Origin of the sequence: Pseudoalteromonas sp. MEBiC 03607 (genome assembly GCF_004792295.1) — a bacterium.
Taxonomy (GTDB): domain Bacteria; phylum Pseudomonadota; class Gammaproteobacteria; order Enterobacterales; family Alteromonadaceae; genus Pseudoalteromonas; species Pseudoalteromonas lipolytica_C.
Genome location: NZ_SRRY01000001.1, coordinates 2,116,590 through 2,134,301, shown reverse-complemented (window position 1 = coordinate 2,134,301; position 17,712 = coordinate 2,116,590). Strand labels below are relative to the sequence as shown.

The 17,712-nt window shown below is 41.5% G+C and carries 12 protein-coding genes and 1 riboswitch; of the genes, 8 read left to right on the top strand and 4 right to left on the bottom strand.

The features are described 5' to 3' along the window. Nucleotides 1–46: 46 nt before the first annotated feature. A complete protein-coding gene (locus E5N72_RS09810) occupies nt 47–1,372 on the bottom strand; it encodes a sodium-dependent transporter (protein WP_135924274.1) in 1,326 nt (441 codons plus the stop codon). 148 nt (nt 1,373–1,520) lie between these two features. On the opposite strand from E5N72_RS09810, the gene E5N72_RS09805 reads away from it, so the two are divergent. Next, nucleotides 1,521–2,258 (top strand): 4'-phosphopantetheinyl transferase superfamily protein, encoded by a 738-nt coding sequence (locus E5N72_RS09805; protein ID WP_135924273.1) that lies wholly within the window; start codon nt 1,521–1,523, stop codon nt 2,256–2,258. Here the strand turns inward: E5N72_RS09805 and lysC are convergent. After that, complete coding sequence (gene lysC / locus E5N72_RS09800) at nt 2,235–3,614, bottom strand: lysine-sensitive aspartokinase 3 (protein ID WP_135924272.1); 1,380 nt, start codon at nt 3,612–3,614, stop codon at nt 2,235–2,237. The two genes, E5N72_RS09805 and lysC, sit on opposite strands and share 24 nt — an antisense overlap. 81 nt (nt 3,615–3,695) lie before the next feature. After that, nucleotides 3,696–3,868, bottom strand: a riboswitch (Lysine riboswitch). Between the two features lie 88 nt (nt 3,869–3,956). Continuing rightward, the gene (gene nhaD / locus E5N72_RS09795; protein WP_135924271.1) at nt 3,957–5,207 is read right to left on the bottom strand and encodes a sodium:proton antiporter NhaD; all 1,251 of its coding nucleotides are present in this window, start codon (nt 5,205–5,207) and stop codon (nt 3,957–3,959) included. Between the two features lie 148 nt (nt 5,208–5,355). Between nhaD and E5N72_RS09790 the strand changes: the two genes are divergently transcribed. The 5 genes from E5N72_RS09790 (at nt 5,356) to E5N72_RS09770 (ending at nt 12,686) form a co-directional block, all read left to right on the top strand. Next, entirely contained in the window at nt 5,356–6,630 is a 1,275-nt protein-coding gene (locus tag E5N72_RS09790; protein WP_135924270.1) for a hypothetical protein, read from the top strand. Nucleotides 6,631–6,632: 2 nt separating this feature from the next. Continuing rightward, the gene (locus tag E5N72_RS09785; RefSeq protein ID WP_135924269.1) at nt 6,633–7,178 is read left to right on the top strand and encodes a hypothetical protein; all 546 of its coding nucleotides are present in this window, start codon (nt 6,633–6,635) and stop codon (nt 7,176–7,178) included. Further along, nucleotides 7,178–9,964, top strand: a complete 2,787-nt coding sequence (locus tag E5N72_RS09780; protein WP_135924268.1) for an ATPase — start codon at nt 7,178–7,180, stop codon at nt 9,962–9,964. Before E5N72_RS09785 ends, E5N72_RS09780 begins: the two co-directional genes overlap by 1 nt. Nucleotides 9,965–10,126: 162 nt before the next feature. Beyond that, complete coding sequence (locus E5N72_RS09775; RefSeq protein WP_135924267.1) at nt 10,127–10,681, top strand: DUF4136 domain-containing protein; 555 nt, start codon at nt 10,127–10,129, stop codon at nt 10,679–10,681. Nucleotides 10,682–10,847: 166 nt separating this feature from the next. Continuing rightward, nucleotides 10,848–12,686: a TonB-dependent receptor gene (locus tag E5N72_RS09770; protein ID WP_135924266.1), complete on the top strand. Its 1,839-nt coding sequence runs from the start codon at nt 10,848–10,850 to the stop codon at nt 12,684–12,686. Between the two features lie 168 nt (nt 12,687–12,854). Here E5N72_RS09770 and E5N72_RS09765 read toward each other — a convergent pair whose 3' ends face one another. After that, the gene (locus tag E5N72_RS09765; RefSeq protein ID WP_135926270.1) at nt 12,855–13,103 is read right to left on the bottom strand and encodes a YkgJ family cysteine cluster protein; all 249 of its coding nucleotides are present in this window, start codon (nt 13,101–13,103) and stop codon (nt 12,855–12,857) included. A gap of 158 nt (nt 13,104–13,261) precedes the next feature. Here E5N72_RS09765 and E5N72_RS09760 point away from each other — a divergent pair, with 158 nt between their 5' ends. Both E5N72_RS09760 and E5N72_RS09755 read left to right on the top strand, forming a co-directional pair. Continuing rightward, nucleotides 13,262–14,434, top strand: a complete 1,173-nt coding sequence (locus E5N72_RS09760; RefSeq protein WP_135924265.1) for an efflux RND transporter periplasmic adaptor subunit — start codon at nt 13,262–13,264, stop codon at nt 14,432–14,434. A 3-nt stretch (nt 14,435–14,437) separates the two neighbouring features. Continuing rightward, entirely contained in the window at nt 14,438–17,590 is a 3,153-nt protein-coding gene (locus tag E5N72_RS09755; protein WP_135924264.1) for an efflux RND transporter permease subunit, read from the top strand. Nucleotides 17,591–17,712: the final 122 nt, after the last annotated feature.

The following is a 17,712-nucleotide window of genomic DNA, read 5'->3' as shown; positions in this document are numbered from 1 at the left end:
CGCCTTTTACTTTTCCCTTGAAACTAGAGACTTGTAACTCAAGTTTCTATTTCAACAACGCCACGTTCACAAATACCGCCGTCATTAATAGCGGACAAACAAAGCGAATGTACTGGGCAAACCAATAATGAGGGCCGCTAGATACTTGATGCAATTTATTACCACGCTGCCATAACCAGCCAACAGTAATGAAATAGAACAGTCCCATTAAAGGTAATTGGTACTGTGTAAGCACCATAATCACTAAGCCAAATAACCAGTCAAAGTTTAAGATGATAAGTGATGAAGCGATAAAGACGACTAGCGTTACAAATAAGGTCGCTTTTTTGCGCTCAATACTGTGATTCTCAACTAAAAATGCCACTGGAATTTCGGTCGATGAGATGGTTGATGTCACTGAGGCAATCGACATTAATACAAAGAATAATAAGCCAACGAGTAAACCCACTTGGCCCATAGTGCTAAACAGCTCAGGTAAAATCGCAAATATTAACTGCCCTTCACCAACCAATTTACCACCGCTAAATACCTCTACACCGTTATGCTGAGCAACAAAAATAGCCGGAATAATCAATAAACCCGCTAAAAAGGCCACACCGGTATCAAGCAGTGCCACGGTTCCTGTTAATTTAGGTAGGTTGGCATCTGGTTTTAAATAAGAGCCATAAACCATCATACATCCTACACCTAACGACAATGAAAAGAACGCTTGCCCCATTGCCGCAATAATTAAGTTTGCATCAAGAATTTGACTAAAATCTGGTACTAAGTAGGCTGCAAAACCATCCATCGCACCATCAAGTGTAGCGATATAAGCAATTAACGCCACTAATAACACTAGCAATAATGGCATTAAGCGGCGTGACCAAGTTTCGATACCTGATTTAACGCCTTTTAAAATAATACTCGCAGTAAGAATAAGCATCAGCGGTGTAAACACAAAGTTGCGTGCCATGGAGTCGCTGTGCAAAAAGTTACTTAACTCAGTAAAACCAAAGAAGTTTGCGATTGGCTCAAGCGCATAAGCGAGCATCCAGCCTGCGACAATCGAATAAAAGCTTAGCATTACAATCGCACCAAACAAGCCAACATAGCCTGCTGCAGCGCCTACTTTAGGCGCAGTCTCTTGCCATGCATTTGATAATGCTTTTACCGGATTAGCTTGTGCTTGATGGCCTAAATATAGCTCAGTATAAAGAGCTGGAAGCGCTAATAAAAAAATAACAATAAAATAAACAAGTAAAAATGCACCGCCGCCATGGTTTGCCGCTTGTGTTGGAAAGCCCCAAATATTACCTAAACCTACCGCCGCGCCAGAAGCGGCTAAAACGAAACCTAATCGGCTTTGAAAGCCGTCACGAACTTGTGCCATACATCTACAAATCTGTTATTATTTTTCCTCATTAAACCATAATTACAGCCAACTGCGTAAACTATTTGCGTTTGTTCGTGCCTATAAATGTGCATCTGCTGTAAAAATAAACAAAACTAAATACGAGCCTTCGTGTAAGCGTTAAACCATGAGCTGTCACTACTTTTCGAATACTCTTATCATCGAGCAGCAAAGCCAATCAACGGCCAAAAAAATTATGCTGATGGATGCAACACGTATTGATGTTGCAAGTTTACCCGTTGATAAATTACTCAGTGAGTTTGAGTTAAGTGTGCTTGAAAAACGCAAAGTCCCTGCTGCCAAGCAAGAGTACTTAGCGACTCGCCTAACGTTAAAATATTTGTATCAACACGCTTACCCTCATGATGATTTAGCCCTCAATGAAATATCGAGCCAGTTTGATGACAAAGACAGCAAGCTAAAGCTACATACCCCGGTTAGAGAACCTGTGTGGGCCTGTTTATCTCATTCAAATGGTTTAATCGGTGCAGCTCTTAACCCAGAACAGCAGCTATTTGGTTTTGATATTGAACAAAGCAGCAAGCCTCGCCCTTTTATCAAACTCGCTAAGCATTTTTATCATCAAGATGAAGTTGACTTAATTAGCCGTTTTGACACTCCCGATGAACAGGCACAGTGCTTTTTTAGAATCTGGACATTAAAAGAAGCGCTTGCCAAAGCAAGTGCTCAGCCTATTGCGAAACTACTTGCTCCTAATGTATTTGAAGAATTGAGCAAACATAATTTAAGCGTAAGTAGTAACTCTATTGAAGGCTTTGATATAAGTGTTGTGGCAAAAAAAAGCACTGACTGGCAGTGCTCTTTTATTAACTTTAACGAGTTACGCCGCGACTTGGCTTTCTAATAGTCGGCTATGAATAGCCTGCACGACTTCATCTGACTCGCTTTGCTCAACTAAGAAGCACAGGTTATGTTTACTTGCACCGTGGCAAATTAAACGAATATTAAAATCACTCAATACCTGCATTAAGTTCATTTCTTGCTGACGTAATTGAATTTCAGAACCAATTAAAGCCACCAGCGTCAAGTTGTTCTCAACCGATACATGACAAAACTCAGAAAGCTTATCTAAACAAGCTTGATCAAGCTCAGGGCGTGATGCATTTGGCGCGTTATCTAAAGTAATTGCAACACTGATCTCTGAGGTAGTAACCAAATCAACCGAAATATTAAACTCACTTAAAATGGTGAATACACGGGCTAAGAAACCACTCGCTAGTAGCATTTCTGGGCTTTTAACCGTTAACAGAATTTGGTTTTTACGCTGCGTTACTGCACGAATACCCGGTTGCTGAGACTTTTCTTTTTCAATCCATGTACCGCCTAATTGCGGCTCACGGCTTGAACCAACAAACACACTAATATGGCTACGGCTCGCTGGTAAGATAGTTGCAGGATGCAGCACTTTTGCTCCAAACGTGGCCATTTCTGCCGCTTCATCAAAGCTTAAGCGAGCAATTGGGCTTGCTTTGGCGCATAAACGCGGGTCCGTACTGAAAATACCCACAACATCGGTCCAAATATGCACGCTTTTTGCGTTAATTGCTTCAGCGAGTAATGCAGCACTGTAATCTGAACCACCACGCCCTAAAGTCGTTGTTTGATTATGTTCATTGCTACCAATAAAGCCTTGAGTTACAACAACTTGCTCATCAAGTAGCGGCACTAAATGCTCTTTAGCAGCCGCAGCGGTTGCTGCAACATTAGGTGTTGCTTTAGCAAATTGGCTATCTGTTTTTAGCACCTTACGCACATCAAAACGCACCGCATCAAGACCTTGACCACGTAAAACTTGAGTGAACAAATACGATGATAAACGCTCACCAAAGCTCAGTAGCTCATCTTGCTCAGCTACTGACTTAACCCCTTCTGATGCCAAAGTTTGAAAAGCCTTAAGCGTTTCATTAAAGCCATGTGCTAAATCAGCATCGAGCGACAGCTCTGCCAAAATTGCTTCTTGAATGGCGACTACGCCGGTAATGTGCTCATCACGCTCAACCGCGCTCAAATCACGTTTACACAATGCAACTAAATGATTGGTCACGCCAGCACTGGCACTCACAGCAACAATACGTACTTGGTTATCAGCACAAACGATTTCTGCGCAGCGGCTCATAGCATCAAAGTTAGCTACACTGGTACCGCCAAATTTTGCAACAACGTAATCTGATTTTGTATTGGCGGCTAATTGGGTATTCATGTCGTCTCCTTTTGTGGAAAACTATCCACAGTAAATCAAGAAGAACTCGGCAAGGGGGTGCTTTGAAAATAAAGAGTAGTCCATGCCAGAAGCTCTCCACCTAGTTTGGTGACAGTTTTGAGGATTCAGCCCCATAAACCGAAAAATAACCGTGACGTCCGGCTAATTTTCTCGGCGAGTACTTCCCTCATTAATGATCATCGGCGTTCGTCACCTCACATTAACTACCTAAGTATCGCACCTCTTCTGAATGTTAAGTTAACACCTGGTTAAAATAACAAAGCCTGCTGTTAAAAGCAGGCTTCGAAAGTTAACGTTTAGACGTCTAGCTGTCAAGTTGTTTTATGAAATTAAACTGCCCGCTAAGTGCGAACCGTAATAACCTACGGTGTATGAAATCAATAAATACACCGACATTCTTAGGTAACTCATAAATGTAAGCGCTTTTACTTTACTCATAGCGATAATACCCGCCGCAGAACCGATAATAAGCATTGAGCCACCTACCCCAGTTGCGTAAGTAAACGATAGCCATTGCTGTGGACTCATCACAATATCAGCTTTTAAGAGTGCTGCAGTTAAAGGTACGTTATCTACCGCCGCCGATAATAGCCCCATTAAGTAATTGGCATATTCAGGCGCCATCAATTCATAAAGATGAGTAAATTTAGCAAGCATGCCAACTTCTTTTAATGCGCCAACCAGCAATAATACACCCACGAAGAACAATAAGGTGTCGTACTCAATTTCACGAATATAATCGATGATTTTTTTGTTCACATCTTTTTTGCGCATTAAAAATTGCGCAACCAAAAACATCAGTGATAAACCAAATAAAAAGGTTAATAGCGGTGGCACACTATAAAGTACGCTCAGCGTTAACGTAGCAATAATCGTCGAGAAGAAGATAACCGCAATGGTAATATCGGTTTTTTCAATACGACGAGCCGTTTGCTTTTCAAATACCACATTACCCGACATACCCACCGATAACATTGCCGCTAACAATGCAACACTTGCAAGTGCAGGTACAATTAATAATAACAAGTTAGCAATGGTGACTTTTTCGTCTAAGAAAATCATCAGTGTTGTAACATCACCGGTGATCAGCGACACCCCACCCGAGTTAACACTGAATACAATTAAGGTTGCGTATTTTATTAATTTTTTAGGATCTAACTTCAGTGACATCACTACCGCAAGCGAGATTAAAGTTGCCGTTATGTTGTCTGATATTGATGAAAATAAAAACGCAAAACCACCAATCAAAAACATCAGCTTTCGTTCACTGATTTGATTTGGCATAATTTTATGCACAATATTCTGGATAAAGCCTTTAGAGTTTAAATACGCTACAAAGGTCATCGCAGCCATTAAAAATAGCCACAAAGTCGCGATTTCTAATATATTGTGATCCAGTTGATGTTGTATGGTTTCTGGGCTTTGCCCATGAATCGGAGAGATAAATAAGATAATCCAGCATAAAGTACCAAAAAAAAGCGTCGTTTTGGCCTTGTTAACATGGATAATATCCTCTATAACGATAAGCAAAAATGCCACCGCTATCAGGGTTAGGATAAGTGGGGTTACCATGGTATTTGAACAACCTTTATAATAATGTAAAAATTGTAAGACGAGTGTTTCGGCGCGGATTCTAGCAGCATCGACAGCATAAAACTATTCTCAATTACATAATTTACTACTAATCGCTAACACCAAAGTCTGAATTTACTGGAGCCTTATGATCCCAGCTAAAAAGTTATTAAATACCCTTACAGAGCATTGGGGGGTGTTAGAACTATTATTTAAACGTTTTAAAATGGCTGATTTCAGCTTGAAAGACGTACAAAATGCGATAAAACAAAAACAACCTACTTGGTCAAATGAACGCATTTATAAAGAAACAAATCGTTTATTGAATCAAGACATCATTATCCCACTGGCTAAGTCATCGCAGTTAGAAATCAACCGCGCGATCGCCGATTTTGCAACTTTCTTGCTACAAGAAGAGCACCTAGGTCTTGCCCAAGAAATTAGTGTGCTCGTTGATGACCTTGCTCGCCTTGGTAACCGCCTTGCTAAAGCGGGTGAAATTGAAGATCACGACGAGCTACGCCGCTTTAGCCGCATTATGGATGATCGGGTTCGCAAAATAATGAAATTGTTTGCCCATAATGAAAACGCAATTTTAAATATTGTTGAGCAAGCCAAAGCTAACAATGCAGTGCAATCTTTGCAAAAGCGCTATCAAGCAGTCATTGAAGCGTTCGATGAATACATTGAACCTATGCTGGAAATGGTGGATATTCGTGGTGACTTCCACGCTTGCTTTAATACCATCGAAGCGCAAATTAGCGCGCAAATAGAGCAAATTGACCGCCTTGGTAAGTCATACCAAGACAAACGCATGCTTGAACAATTACGTACCCGTATTTTAGAAATGCATTTAATTGGTCGTGAAAGCTTACGTAAAAGCGCCGATATGCTGATGCCGCTGCGTGAAGAATTACGCCGCAATAACCTAATTACTCGCCAAGCGGCTAAAGTGCTTGGTTTAGTGCGTAAAAATGGCGTGGATAACATGTTAAGTGCGGTACAGCCTAATTTTGTCTCCGACGCACAGCGTTTTTCACTTGGTCAGCAACGTCATATCGTGGCCTATATGGCAGGCTTAGTCGACTTTGAGCACGATGAATATCAGCTTCCTGAACAGGATGATGTACCTGCGTATCAAAGTCCGCATATCCCTGATTACAACGATGTTAAAACCCAATTTAGAAAACGCTTTAAAAAAGCCAGCAAAAAAGCTCAGCCACTCCTTAGTTTTTTAGATGAAAGCTACCCAGATCTTGAGGCTGACGAAATGCTGTTCTTGTATCAAAAACTAATTAGCGATGGCGACCTTGAGATTAGCCAAAGCCAAGAGAAAGTAAAAATAAAAATTGCCCAGCAACACTTCTCTCTTTACCCATTTAACTCATCGATTGCTGACGATAAAAAAGCAACAGAGCAATAACCATGACAGATATTAATTTAGATGATTTAACGCATCTGCAAGCTATCAATAAAAAGCTCACATCAGGCTACCACATTAGTGAGCAAGACACGCTTATGTGGCAAGAGCTTGACCAACACATTGATGCTTATCGCGCGTTATTTAGCGCCCTAGGCCATGACCTACAACACGATAGCCGTGGCTTTTACTATTTTGGTAGCGACGAAAGCACCCCAAACATGGGTAAAATTTCGCGTGCCATTGCACTGACTATCTACATCTTGATTGAGCACTATGCCAATACCGGTAAAGATCCAATGCGTGCCTTGTTTGATGAAGTAAACGACCTAGAACTGATGCAAACCTTAGTGCAAATCAACAAGCACCTGTTTGATCAATTAGAAATATTCTCAGGCTCAGATTTACGCAAAGACGTTTACCTGCGAATGGTACGTTTAGGTCTTGCGCGCGAAGTAGAAAACGGCTTTATGCTGCAAGCGCCAATTTATCGTTATATCGATGCATTAATGGAAGTAAACGAAGAAACCTACCTAGGAGATGACGAATAATGCAAAGCCAAAGCCTTTACGGACTCAGCAAACTTGCGCTTTTAAATACCGCAGGCTATGCAAAATGCGTGATCCCGCTGGATAAAAGTAGCTCAATCTGTGCACCGAATAATACCGGTAAAAGCTCGGTGATTAATGCCCTGCAATTTCCACTGATTAATGATTTACGTTTAACAGAATGGGATGGCCACGACTTAGACGAAACCCGAAAATTCTACTTTTCGTCAGATCAATCCTATATTTTACTTGAAGCTGACTTACCTAATGGTCCTGTGGTGATTGGTGTTGCTGGCCTTGGTAAAATTGCCGGATATGCGCATCAGTTTTTTTGCTACCAAGGTAAGTTGAACCTAGAGCACTACACTCAAGGCAAGACCATTGTAAAATTCACCAAGCTTTTTAATCACTTAAAAGAGCAAGGTTTCAATCCAATCGAATTAAAAGCGCAAGAGCTAAACGCCCTGCTCACTGGCGGCGCAACTCCGTTTGATGGCGATATCAACTTAAAGATGATCCCCCTCAATAACGTGCAAGACTCAGCGATTTACAAAGAAATTTTCCGCCGTATTCTTAACTTGCATAAGTTAGGTGCCAGTGATGTTAAGCGCTTTATGCTACGTGTATTTGAGCGTCATATGTCAAACTCACGGGTCGACTTTTATGAAGTTTGGCGACGTTCATTCGATAAAGTGAATCGCGCTAAACGGGAATTAAAAGCCCTTGAGTCAATGCAAGAGCCTATCGCAGCTCTTGAGTCTATGCTTGAAAACCAAACAGTTTTAAAAGGTAAGCTTGCTGCCTATGCGCCAAAAATTGACCAAGCACTGATTGACTTTGAAACCTATCAACAAGAGCAACTATCTGAGCTAAACATTGCCCTTGAAGATATCGAACACGAAAAGCATGAGTTCGAACAAAAGCAGCAGCTGTATATTCAGCAATCGCGTGATATTGAACGTAAACAAACACAAATTGAACAATGGTTTTTAGACTATCGAGCGCTTAAATCTGAGTTTGAATTGGTGAATAAAGCCACCTTAAAAGTAAGCCTTACGCAACTTAAGCAAGATTATGAATCGCTATCGCATTCATTAAGCAGTGCCCAAGGTCAAAGCTTACACACCCTTGATTACCGCATTAGCGAAACACAAAAGCAAATTAAGAGCTTAAAACTGCAGTTAAAGAATCTCGAGTTCAATTTATTCACCCGTATGCGTGAAGATTTATCTTTGAAAGAAGTTGAAGAGATTTCGCGTATTCTAAACCCAGATATCTTATCGTTTGCCACCACCAGCAATGGTGATGTTGAGATCACAGACGAAGATGCCTTTGGTGAGTTCTTAGAGCAGTTATCGGCAAATGTTAAAGGCGGTGTACTAACTCTTCCTGGCGCGACGATTAAACTTAAAAAACTAAGCCCTGTGCAGATGCAAACGGGCGAAAATAAAGAGCAATTAACCGCGCAACTCGCTGCTCTTGAAAACTCACTGAAAGAGTTTAAACAGCAGCGTGAAGTCGCTGCGAATGTCGCCGAAAAGCAAAAAGAAAAAGATGCCCTATATGATGAGCTAATGGCCTCTGAAGAAGCATTAAAACGCTTTGAACAATTTGAAGTGATGCAGCAATCTGTCGATGCACAAACTCTACTAAAAGAGCAATTAAATGCAGAGCGCGAACAAGTTGACGACTACCTGCAAGACATTCAAAAGAACAGTGGTTCAATCAGCGAGCGCCGTTCGATTATCAAGTCGAAAAAAGATCTGCTTGCGCGTCAAGCTGACCGTTTACGCCAAGTTAAATCAGAACGTATTGATCACACGCTTGATTTTTATTCAGGCAAAGTGACGCCATACATGATTGAAATCAGTATTGATTTTGATAATTTAAGTGATCTTATTCATCACTTTAACAAAGACTGCCAAGAACTACGCAACTTTGATATCAACGTACGTAACACCTACATGCATATTTATAATGCGGGTATTACTAAGTTTGATAACGAAAACGATGAGTTTACTAAATACGAAAAGCTTATTAGCGCGTTTCATAACATTGATAACGAGCGCGATGCTGTTGAGCGTCAAGGCCGAGTTGCGTTAACCGAAGTAGCCGCCACCATTAAAGGCTTGCGCGAAGACCTAGATCGCCTACGCCGCGAAATGAACAGCTTTAATAAAGGCATTAGTCAGCATCGGATCTCTAACCTTCAAGCATTCAAAATTAATGTTATTCCGCGCAAGATGTTAGTTGATAGCATTGATACCATTATCAGTACCTCAAACCAGTTTGAGCAAGGCGATACCCTAGACCTATTAAGCCAAGAGCCTTATAGCGAGTCTGCGGTAAACGAAGCGAAAGATCATTTAATTAAACTTGCCTCAGAAAAAGCAGGTTTAACACTGACCGACTTATTTGATATTCGTTTTGAAGTAGTAAATCGTGCCGGTGAAACTGAACACTTCGAAAAAATAGACTCAGCCGGCTCTAACGGTACTCGTATCACCATTAAGCTACTTTGTGGCATGCTGTTTATTCGTTATTTATTAAGTGATCAAGAGCAAAACCTGTATCGTATTCCGATTTATATCGATGAAGCAGCTGATATCGACCCACAAAACCAAAAAGCAATTATCGAAACCGCTCTTAGCTTTGGCTTTGTGCCGATTTTTGCCTCAGTTAAACCACAAGTCAGCTGTGATTACATCGTCCCAATTCGTACAGTGAAAGATGGTGCGCAAAACTGGGTTGATGAAAAAGACTGGATAGAAGTTGAACACAGTGCTTAATTGCAAAAATTAATCATTGATTCAGTCAAGGAAGACTATGTTTACAAACTATTATAGTACTTTTTTGTAAATGTGCCATAGTTTTTAAATAATCATTCCGTTGAATTATTTTTATGTTATGTTATCAATTAAGTAGTGGAAATTTGCCAAGGAGCAAACAATATGAAGAACTTATTAATCGCGACGGCTGTATTATTTTTAGCGGCCTGTGCTAAAACGCCTGACTGGGATTACGACAAATCAGCAGATTTTAGTAATTATAAAACCTTCTCTTGGGTACCTAATGCGAGCTTAACTAAAAACGTAGCGAACTACCAAATTAGCCCTTTAATGGAAAAACGTGTTCGTGAAGCCGTTAATGCTGAACTTGAAAAAAGCGGTATGAAGCTTGTTGATATGGCACAAGCAGATGTACTGATTAACTATCATGCATCAGTTGATACAAAAATTGATGTAGATACCTTCAACGTAGGTTACGGTGCACGCTGGAATTACTGGGGCATGGGTTATAACACGCAAACAACGACTCGCGAATACGAAGTGGGTACATTAATTTTAGACGTAGTTGACCGCGCTTCTAACCAGTTAGTTTGGCGTGGCGCTAAAGAAGGTCGTTTGCAAAAGAATCAATCACCTGAAAAGCGCACTGAAGTTATCAATGAAACCGTTGCTAACATTCTAAGTAACTTCCCACCGCAATCTATTAATCAAAACTAAACACCGTTTTAGTAAAAAGACCGCGCAATTAGCGCGGTTTTTTATTGCCTGCTGAAATCTGGTTGGAGTGGTATAACTCAGTGATTCAGATACAATACCCGCAATTTTCAGTGCGCCTAACTAGCCCACTACCCCAGATTAAACAAAATAATCAAGAGAGTTTTAGATGGTACGCGCAGTACAGCTTACACTTCCCGCTTTATTCGTCACTTGCTCAGTGCTAGCAGAAGACACCAACAACATTGAACAAATCACCGTTGAAGTTTCAGCAACCGCAAATAAAGAGCCTGTTGGTACTTTTGATGCGCCGGTATCAAATTTAGAGTATGACCCGCGTGTCGATTTGCAATCACGTAATATGGCTGAAGCACAAGCTGATGTAACCATTCGTGGTGGTATCTTTGAAAATACCGGCTTTCGTGTTGGTAGCAGTACGTTATTCGACCCTCAATCTGGTCACTACTTTGCTGAAATTCCGATTGCACCACAAATGCTAACAGGCCCTTCAGTGCTTACTGGTGCTGATAATGCTCTTTACGGTATGAATAGCTCAGTTGGTACGGTTTCATTTGGTTGGCGCCCTATCACAAGCACTGGCAGCGTTTCACTTGGCACAGGTACGAATCGCTTTAATTTACAAAGCATTCATGCTGCCCATAGCCAAAAGCTGGATAGTAAACCAGATTGGCGATTAGGTTTTGAGGGTGAATACTCGCACTCAAAAAGCGATGGCTCAATTGAGAATGGCGACCACGACTTTGAACGTGCCTCAGCGCGTATTCAACTTGCAAGCTCTACCTCGCAAACTGATTTTATGTTTGGACGCCAAGAGAAGTTTTTTGGTTGGCCAAACCTTTACACACCATTTAATTTTAACGAAACCGAAGATCTTGAAACCAAGCTTTTCATGCTCAATCACAAGCAAATTTATGGTAAGGGCAATAGCCTTGAAGTGACTGGTTATTATCGCAAACATAACGACCATTATGTATTATCTCGTGAAAACCCAGCTATTTTTGAAGCGTTTCACGAAACCACGGTTAAGTCATTGGCACTCTCAGGGCGTCACCGCTTAAATAACCGCTATGCTATTAATTATGCTGGCCAATTTATTGCTGATGAAATTGAATCAACGTCTCTTGAAAACAACTTTACGTCACGCAATTACACTAAGCTAAGTATCTTACCTGAGTACAAGGCGGCCCTTGCAGCGAACAAAGAGCTTACTATTCGTATTGGTGCTGCATTTGATGATACAAACCGTGATAGCTCAGCTACCTCATTTATTGCCGATGCAAGTCTGAAAGTAGCTCATCAAAATGGCAGTGAACATACCTGGTATGCATCATACGCCGAAGCAACACAAGTTCCTGGTTATACAGCAATTGGCGGCAGTGAAACGGGCGGATTATTCAGAAGTAACTACAGCCTTGAGCGCGAAACCACCGATAACCTTGAACTAGGTTTACTGATTGAACAGTCTTCGTGGCGTTTAGATTCAGCTATTTTCTACCGCAAAGATAAAAACCTTACGGATTGGACATATCGCTTTGATGCAACCTCAGCTCGTTTTGCAAACCCGGTTGATATAGACACCTTAGGTGTTGAGTTTTTAGCGAATAAATCGTTTGAAAGCACTGAGTTGATTGCCAGCTACACCTATTTAGAGAAGTCAGAAGACTATGGTACGGCAGATATTGATGCGAGCTTTTATGCGCTGAACTACCCTGATCACCGTGTAACACTGGGCGCAGTATGGCACCCGATGGATGTGCTTGAGCTACGTATCGATAACGAATGGCGTAAACAACACAGTAACCGCCTACGTAGCTCTGATGATGAAGCCTTCTTTACACAGTTAACGATAAAATTCACACCTGCCCAGCTTGATAATGTGTTTGTTACCTTTGCAGCTGACAATATTTGGGATGAATCATTCGAAGAAGTACCGGGTACCCCCGGTCGCGGCGAGCAATATACTCTTAGCGCTACTTATACGTGGTAAGCAAAAACAATAATGCCAGTCAATTGACTGGCATTGTTGTGTCGCATCCATTTCTGTGATTCTTAAAACAACATCCTAGCTGAAACTATTTAAATGCCTTGACGAAAACTTTGGCTAAAAAACACAACTGATCCCAGCAACCGTTAAAAAGTGTTAAGAGTTTAATTTTTAGGTCATCTGCTCAAGCTCGGTAATCAAATAAAGTGCTTGTTCGTTAGTGGTGCCACACACATCAATGGTGGCAGAAAAATCACTGCATACTTTGGGTCTTGATTCATCGCCAAATAATTTACATAGATTATTATCATCAAGTTGAATACAGCGCTCTCCCGCCGCTTTCCCGTTGGGCATCCCAGGAATTGCAGAGCTAATACTGGGTGCAATACAACAGGCGCCACAGCCTAATCTACATGCCATTTTATCTGTCATTGAGTACCTCTTATAGAACCTTTGTAGCGCCTTTGTAATATGTGTAATGGTTTGTTACATCTTCGAACGCCTTGTAAACACTTTATTGCGTATGCTTAGCCTATCAAATTTATTTTTAATTACCGTCAACCGTGAGGGACTATCCCGTGGCTAGTAAAAAACAAATCATTCTCCCAATCGCCGTATTAGTCGGCGGACTAGGAATGGCATTCGCATTTGCTTCAATGAAGCAGCCGCCAGCAGAAAAACCAGAACAAGATACGCGTCCGCTTGTATCAATTAAACCTTTAAGTTTTGATGCTGTAACACTCGATGTAAAATCATACGGCATTGTCAAACCAAAAAACCACACAGACCTAGTTGCACAAGTGAGTGGCCAGGTTGTCTCGCTGTCTGAACAGTTTGTACAAGGCGGATTTGTTAAGCAAGGCGATATTCTAGCACGTATTGACCCAAATGATTACGAAGCTGCACTCATTGAGGCAGAAGCAGGTCTAGCGCAAGCAAGCTCTGCTCTTGAAATTGAACGCGCACAAGTCTCTGTTGCACAAGCTGAGTGGGACCGCATCAAAGGTGACTCAAACCAAGTTATCCCTTCTGAGCTTTATTTACGTAAACCTCAACTTGCGGAGAAACTTGCAAACTACCGTGCAGCACAAGCCAGTGTTAAACGCGCCAAACGCAACCTAGAGCGCACTTACATTAAAGCGCCATACGATGCGATTATTGACGAGCGACTAATTAGTTTAGGCAGTGTAGTAAACCCAGGCAATAGCTTTGGTAGCCTAAGCTCAACATCACTGGCTGAAATTCGCTTACCTGTTGCAGATAAAGACCTACAATACCTAAACAATCAAGGTATTGGTGCTAACGTATCAATTAACGCTGAATTTGCAGGTAAACAAACAACGTGGCAAGCGACTATTGTTCGCAGCGAAGGGGTTGTTGACCAACGCAGCCGTATGAATTACCTAGTAGCACAAGTAGCAACGCCTTATGAGCAAAAGCAACCTCTGCGTTTTGGCTCGTACATTAATGCCACCATTGAAGGCCGTGCACTAGACAACGCAATTGTTGTTCCGCATCACTTAGTTAAAGACAATAAAGTAGCCGTTTTACAAGATGGCGAAACCCTTACTTTTAAAACACTTAACATAGTGCGCGAACAAAATGGCATGGTAATCGCCGATAATGGCCTTGCTAATGGTGAACAACTTATTACCTCTGCTCTTGAATACCCAACTGAAGGCATGGCAGTCAAGCTAGATAATGCAAAACTAAGTGTGCCAACAACGCAGTTAGCGTTAAAAGAGGAATAAGCCATGACCACGCACAGAGAAAAAGGGCTTATTGCCTGGTTTGCTCGCAACCCAGTTGCTGCAAACCTACTTATGATATTCATTTTAGTGGGCGGCTTATTGACAGCAATGTCGGTGCGTAAACAAATGTTCCCACAGTTTGAAAGTAACTGGATCAGTATTCAAGCTGTTTACCCTGGGGCTGCGCCACAAGAGGTAGAAGAAGGCATCACCATTAAGGTCGAAGAGTCTTTAGAGGGCCTCGAAGGCATTAAACGTTTAATTACTTATTCAAACCGTGGCTTTTCACAAGCTTGGATAGAAATCGAAGAAAAATACGACCCGCAAGAAGTACTCGACGAAATCAAGATGCAGGTTGATTCAATTAATACCTTCCCTGCTGAGATGGAACGCCCTATTGTTCGCCGCGAAAAGTTTGAGCAAGAAGTCATGATACTCGCTTTGTATGGCGATATGAGTAACTACCAGCTCAAAGAGCTTGGTAACGACATAAAAGATGAGCTACAAGCTTTACCACAAATAAACTTGGTCAACTTTTACAGTGGCTTAAACTACGAAATTGGCATTGAAATCAGCCCAGATAAACTACGTGAGTATGGTTTAACTTTCCGTGATATTGCCACAGCCGTGCGTAGCTTCTCTGCCAATATGTCAGCGGGTCAAATTCGCTCTGAAAATGGCTACATTTCAATGCGTGTTGAAAACCAAGCATATCGTGGTAAAGAGTTCGAAAATCTGCCTTTATTACACCTACCTGATGGCGCACAGGTGTTATTAGGTGATGTAGCAACAATTAACGATGGCTTTGAAGAAGGCTTACAATACTCTAAGTACAACGGTAAAAATTCACTGACTTTTGAAGTAAATGCATCAAAAGATCAAGACATCACTAAAGTTGCTGCGGTATTAAAAAAATACCTCGCAGATAAAGCGCCACAGCTTCCTGCTGGTGTAAAACTATCACCGATTGTTGATTTAACTTACTACCTTGAAGGTCGTCTAAACATGATGATCGACAACATGGTGTGGGGTGGTATTTTAGTGATGGTGGTACTTGCCCTATTCTTGCCACTGCGCTTAGCATTTTGGGTCATGATGGGTTTACCAGTGTCATTCCTAGGTGCATTTTTAATGATGCCTCTGGGCTTTATAGACATCACAGTTAACTTAGCTTCTTTATTCGCATTTATACTGGTGCTGGGGATTGTGGTTGATGACGCCATCGTGGTTGGTGAGTCAGCCAGTGCTGAAATTGAAAAACACGGTCACAGTCTCGATAACGTAGTACGCGGCGTAAAACGCGTTGCGATTCCAGCAACCTTTGGGGTGTTAACCACAATTGCCGCATTCTTACCGCAAACATTGGCATCAGGCCCTGGCTCTGCGTTTTCTAAAGCCATTGGTGGTGTAATTATCCTTTGCTTAATTTTCTCATTGATTGAGTCAAAACTAATTTTACCGGCTCACTTAGCGGCTATGAAAAATAAACCTGCGAATCCTAAAAACCCGTTACACCGTTTACGCTTAGGTATGGATAAAGGCCTCAAGAACTTTGTTGATAATTACTACACTCCATTTATTGGTCGCTGTATTCACTATCGCTACACCGTGATTGTTGGTTTTATCTGTGTACTTATTGTCAGTGGCGGTATGTTTGCGGGTGGTTTAGTGAAATTTGTTGCGAACCCTAAAATTCCGCATGATTTCCCTCGTATCTCTGTTGAAATGAACCTATCTTCATCTGAGCAAGCAACTCTTGAAACAGTACAAACTATTGAGAAGCTGATTTTAGATGTCGATAAACAACTTGAAGAGCAATATGGTCAAGCAATGATCCGCGACTTATCGGTTAGTTTACGCGGTCGTACAAGTGCTCGTATCATGGCAATTTTAGTTGAACCCGATTTACGCCCTATTGATACATTCCAATTAAGTGCTATGTGGCGCGAACAAATGCCACCATTACCGGGTGTGAAAACACTTAATATTGAAGATAGTATCATGAACGGAGGTCGTGATGACGGCGATGTGAGCTTCCGCCTTGAAGGCAAAGATATCAACAAGCTAAAAGAGGTTGCGGCTAAGTTAAAAGAGAAATTAAATAGCATGGAAGGTGTGGGTGATGTTAATGACTCACTACAATCAGCAACCGATGAAGTACAACTTGAACTTAAACCGCTTGCTTACAGCTTAGGCTTAACGCTATCGGATGTGGCATCACAAGTCAGCTTTAGTTACTACGGCCTTGAAGCACAACGTATTTTACGTGATGGTGAAGAAATAAAAGTAATGATCCGCTACCCTCGTGAATCTCGTGATGCAGTAAGTGACATTACAGATGCACGTATCATTACACCCACTGGCGTTGAAGTGCCGCTTGCTGAAGTCGCTAAGGTTAATATTGTTGATGGCGTAAACCGCATTCGCCGTGAAAATGCTAAACGTACCGTAAACGTATGGGCTGCGGTAAATACTGACCAAGCAGAGCCGTTTGCCATTGCTAAAGAAATTCGTGACGACTACTTACCTAGCCTATTGAAAAGTTACCCAGGTGTAGAAAGTAATGTAGCTGGCCGTATTCAAGAAGAAATGGACAGTGTGGCAGAGCAAGTACGTGATTTTGCATTATCAATGATGATTATCTTTGCGTTACTTGCTATTCCACTACGCTCATACTCGCAACCATTCATTATTATGTCGGTTATTCCATTTGGCGTAATTGGTGCGATGTTCGGTCACATGATCTTAGGTATGACGATGAGTAGCCTATCGGTATTCGGTATCATCGCTGTTGCCGGGGTTGTGGTGAATGACTCGCTAGTAATGGTCGACTTTGTTAATAAAGCTCGCGCTGAAGGTGTAGCAATTAAAGAGGCTGTCATGCAGGCTGGTGGCCGACGTTTTAGAGCTATTTTATTAACCTCAATCACCACATTCATTGGTGTATTACCAATCATTATGGAAACAAGCTTACAGGCTAAAATAGTTATTCCAATGGCGGTTTCACTAGCTTTTGGTGTGTTATTTGCGACCGTTATTACACTGATATTAATTCCATGTCAGTACGTTGCACTTGAGGACTTTAAACGCCTAATAAGTAAACTGAAAGGTAAAAAAACACCAACTGAATCTGAGTTACAGACAAGTAGTAACTAATAATATTCCACTATCCCAACCTAACGCTTGGCAAAGTAGTTTGCCAAGCGTTTTTTATATCTATTCACTTAATTAACAGGTCTATTTTGAGACAATAAAACCTCGTTGATTACAAGGCAAAA

Bases quoted from the DNA above. Each gene is read 5' to 3' on its own strand.
- E5N72_RS09805 (WP_135924273.1), top strand. From the start codon at position 1,521: ATGAGCTGTCACTACTTTTCGAATACTCTTATCATCGAGCAGCAAAGC.
- E5N72_RS09755 (WP_135924264.1), top strand. From the start codon at position 14,438: ATGACCACGCACAGAGAAAAAGGGCTTATTGCCTGGTTTGCTCGCAAC.
- E5N72_RS09810 (WP_135924274.1), bottom strand. From the start codon at position 1,372: ATGGCACAAGTTCGTGACGGCTTTCAAAGCCGATTAGGTTTCGTTTTA.
- E5N72_RS09790 (WP_135924270.1), top strand. From the start codon at position 5,356: ATGATCCCAGCTAAAAAGTTATTAAATACCCTTACAGAGCATTGGGGG.
- E5N72_RS09780 (WP_135924268.1), top strand. From the start codon at position 7,178: ATGCAAAGCCAAAGCCTTTACGGACTCAGCAAACTTGCGCTTTTAAAT.
- nhaD (WP_135924271.1), bottom strand. From the start codon at position 5,207: ATGGTAACCCCACTTATCCTAACCCTGATAGCGGTGGCATTTTTGCTT.
- E5N72_RS09765 (WP_135926270.1), bottom strand. From the start codon at position 13,103: ATGGCATGTAGATTAGGCTGTGGCGCCTGTTGTATTGCACCCAGTATT.
- E5N72_RS09770 (WP_135924266.1), top strand. From the start codon at position 10,848: ATGGTACGCGCAGTACAGCTTACACTTCCCGCTTTATTCGTCACTTGC.
- lysC (WP_135924272.1), bottom strand. From the start codon at position 3,614: ATGAATACCCAATTAGCCGCCAATACAAAATCAGATTACGTTGTTGCA.
- E5N72_RS09775 (WP_135924267.1), top strand. From the start codon at position 10,127: ATGAAGAACTTATTAATCGCGACGGCTGTATTATTTTTAGCGGCCTGT.
- E5N72_RS09785 (WP_135924269.1), top strand. From the start codon at position 6,633: ATGACAGATATTAATTTAGATGATTTAACGCATCTGCAAGCTATCAAT.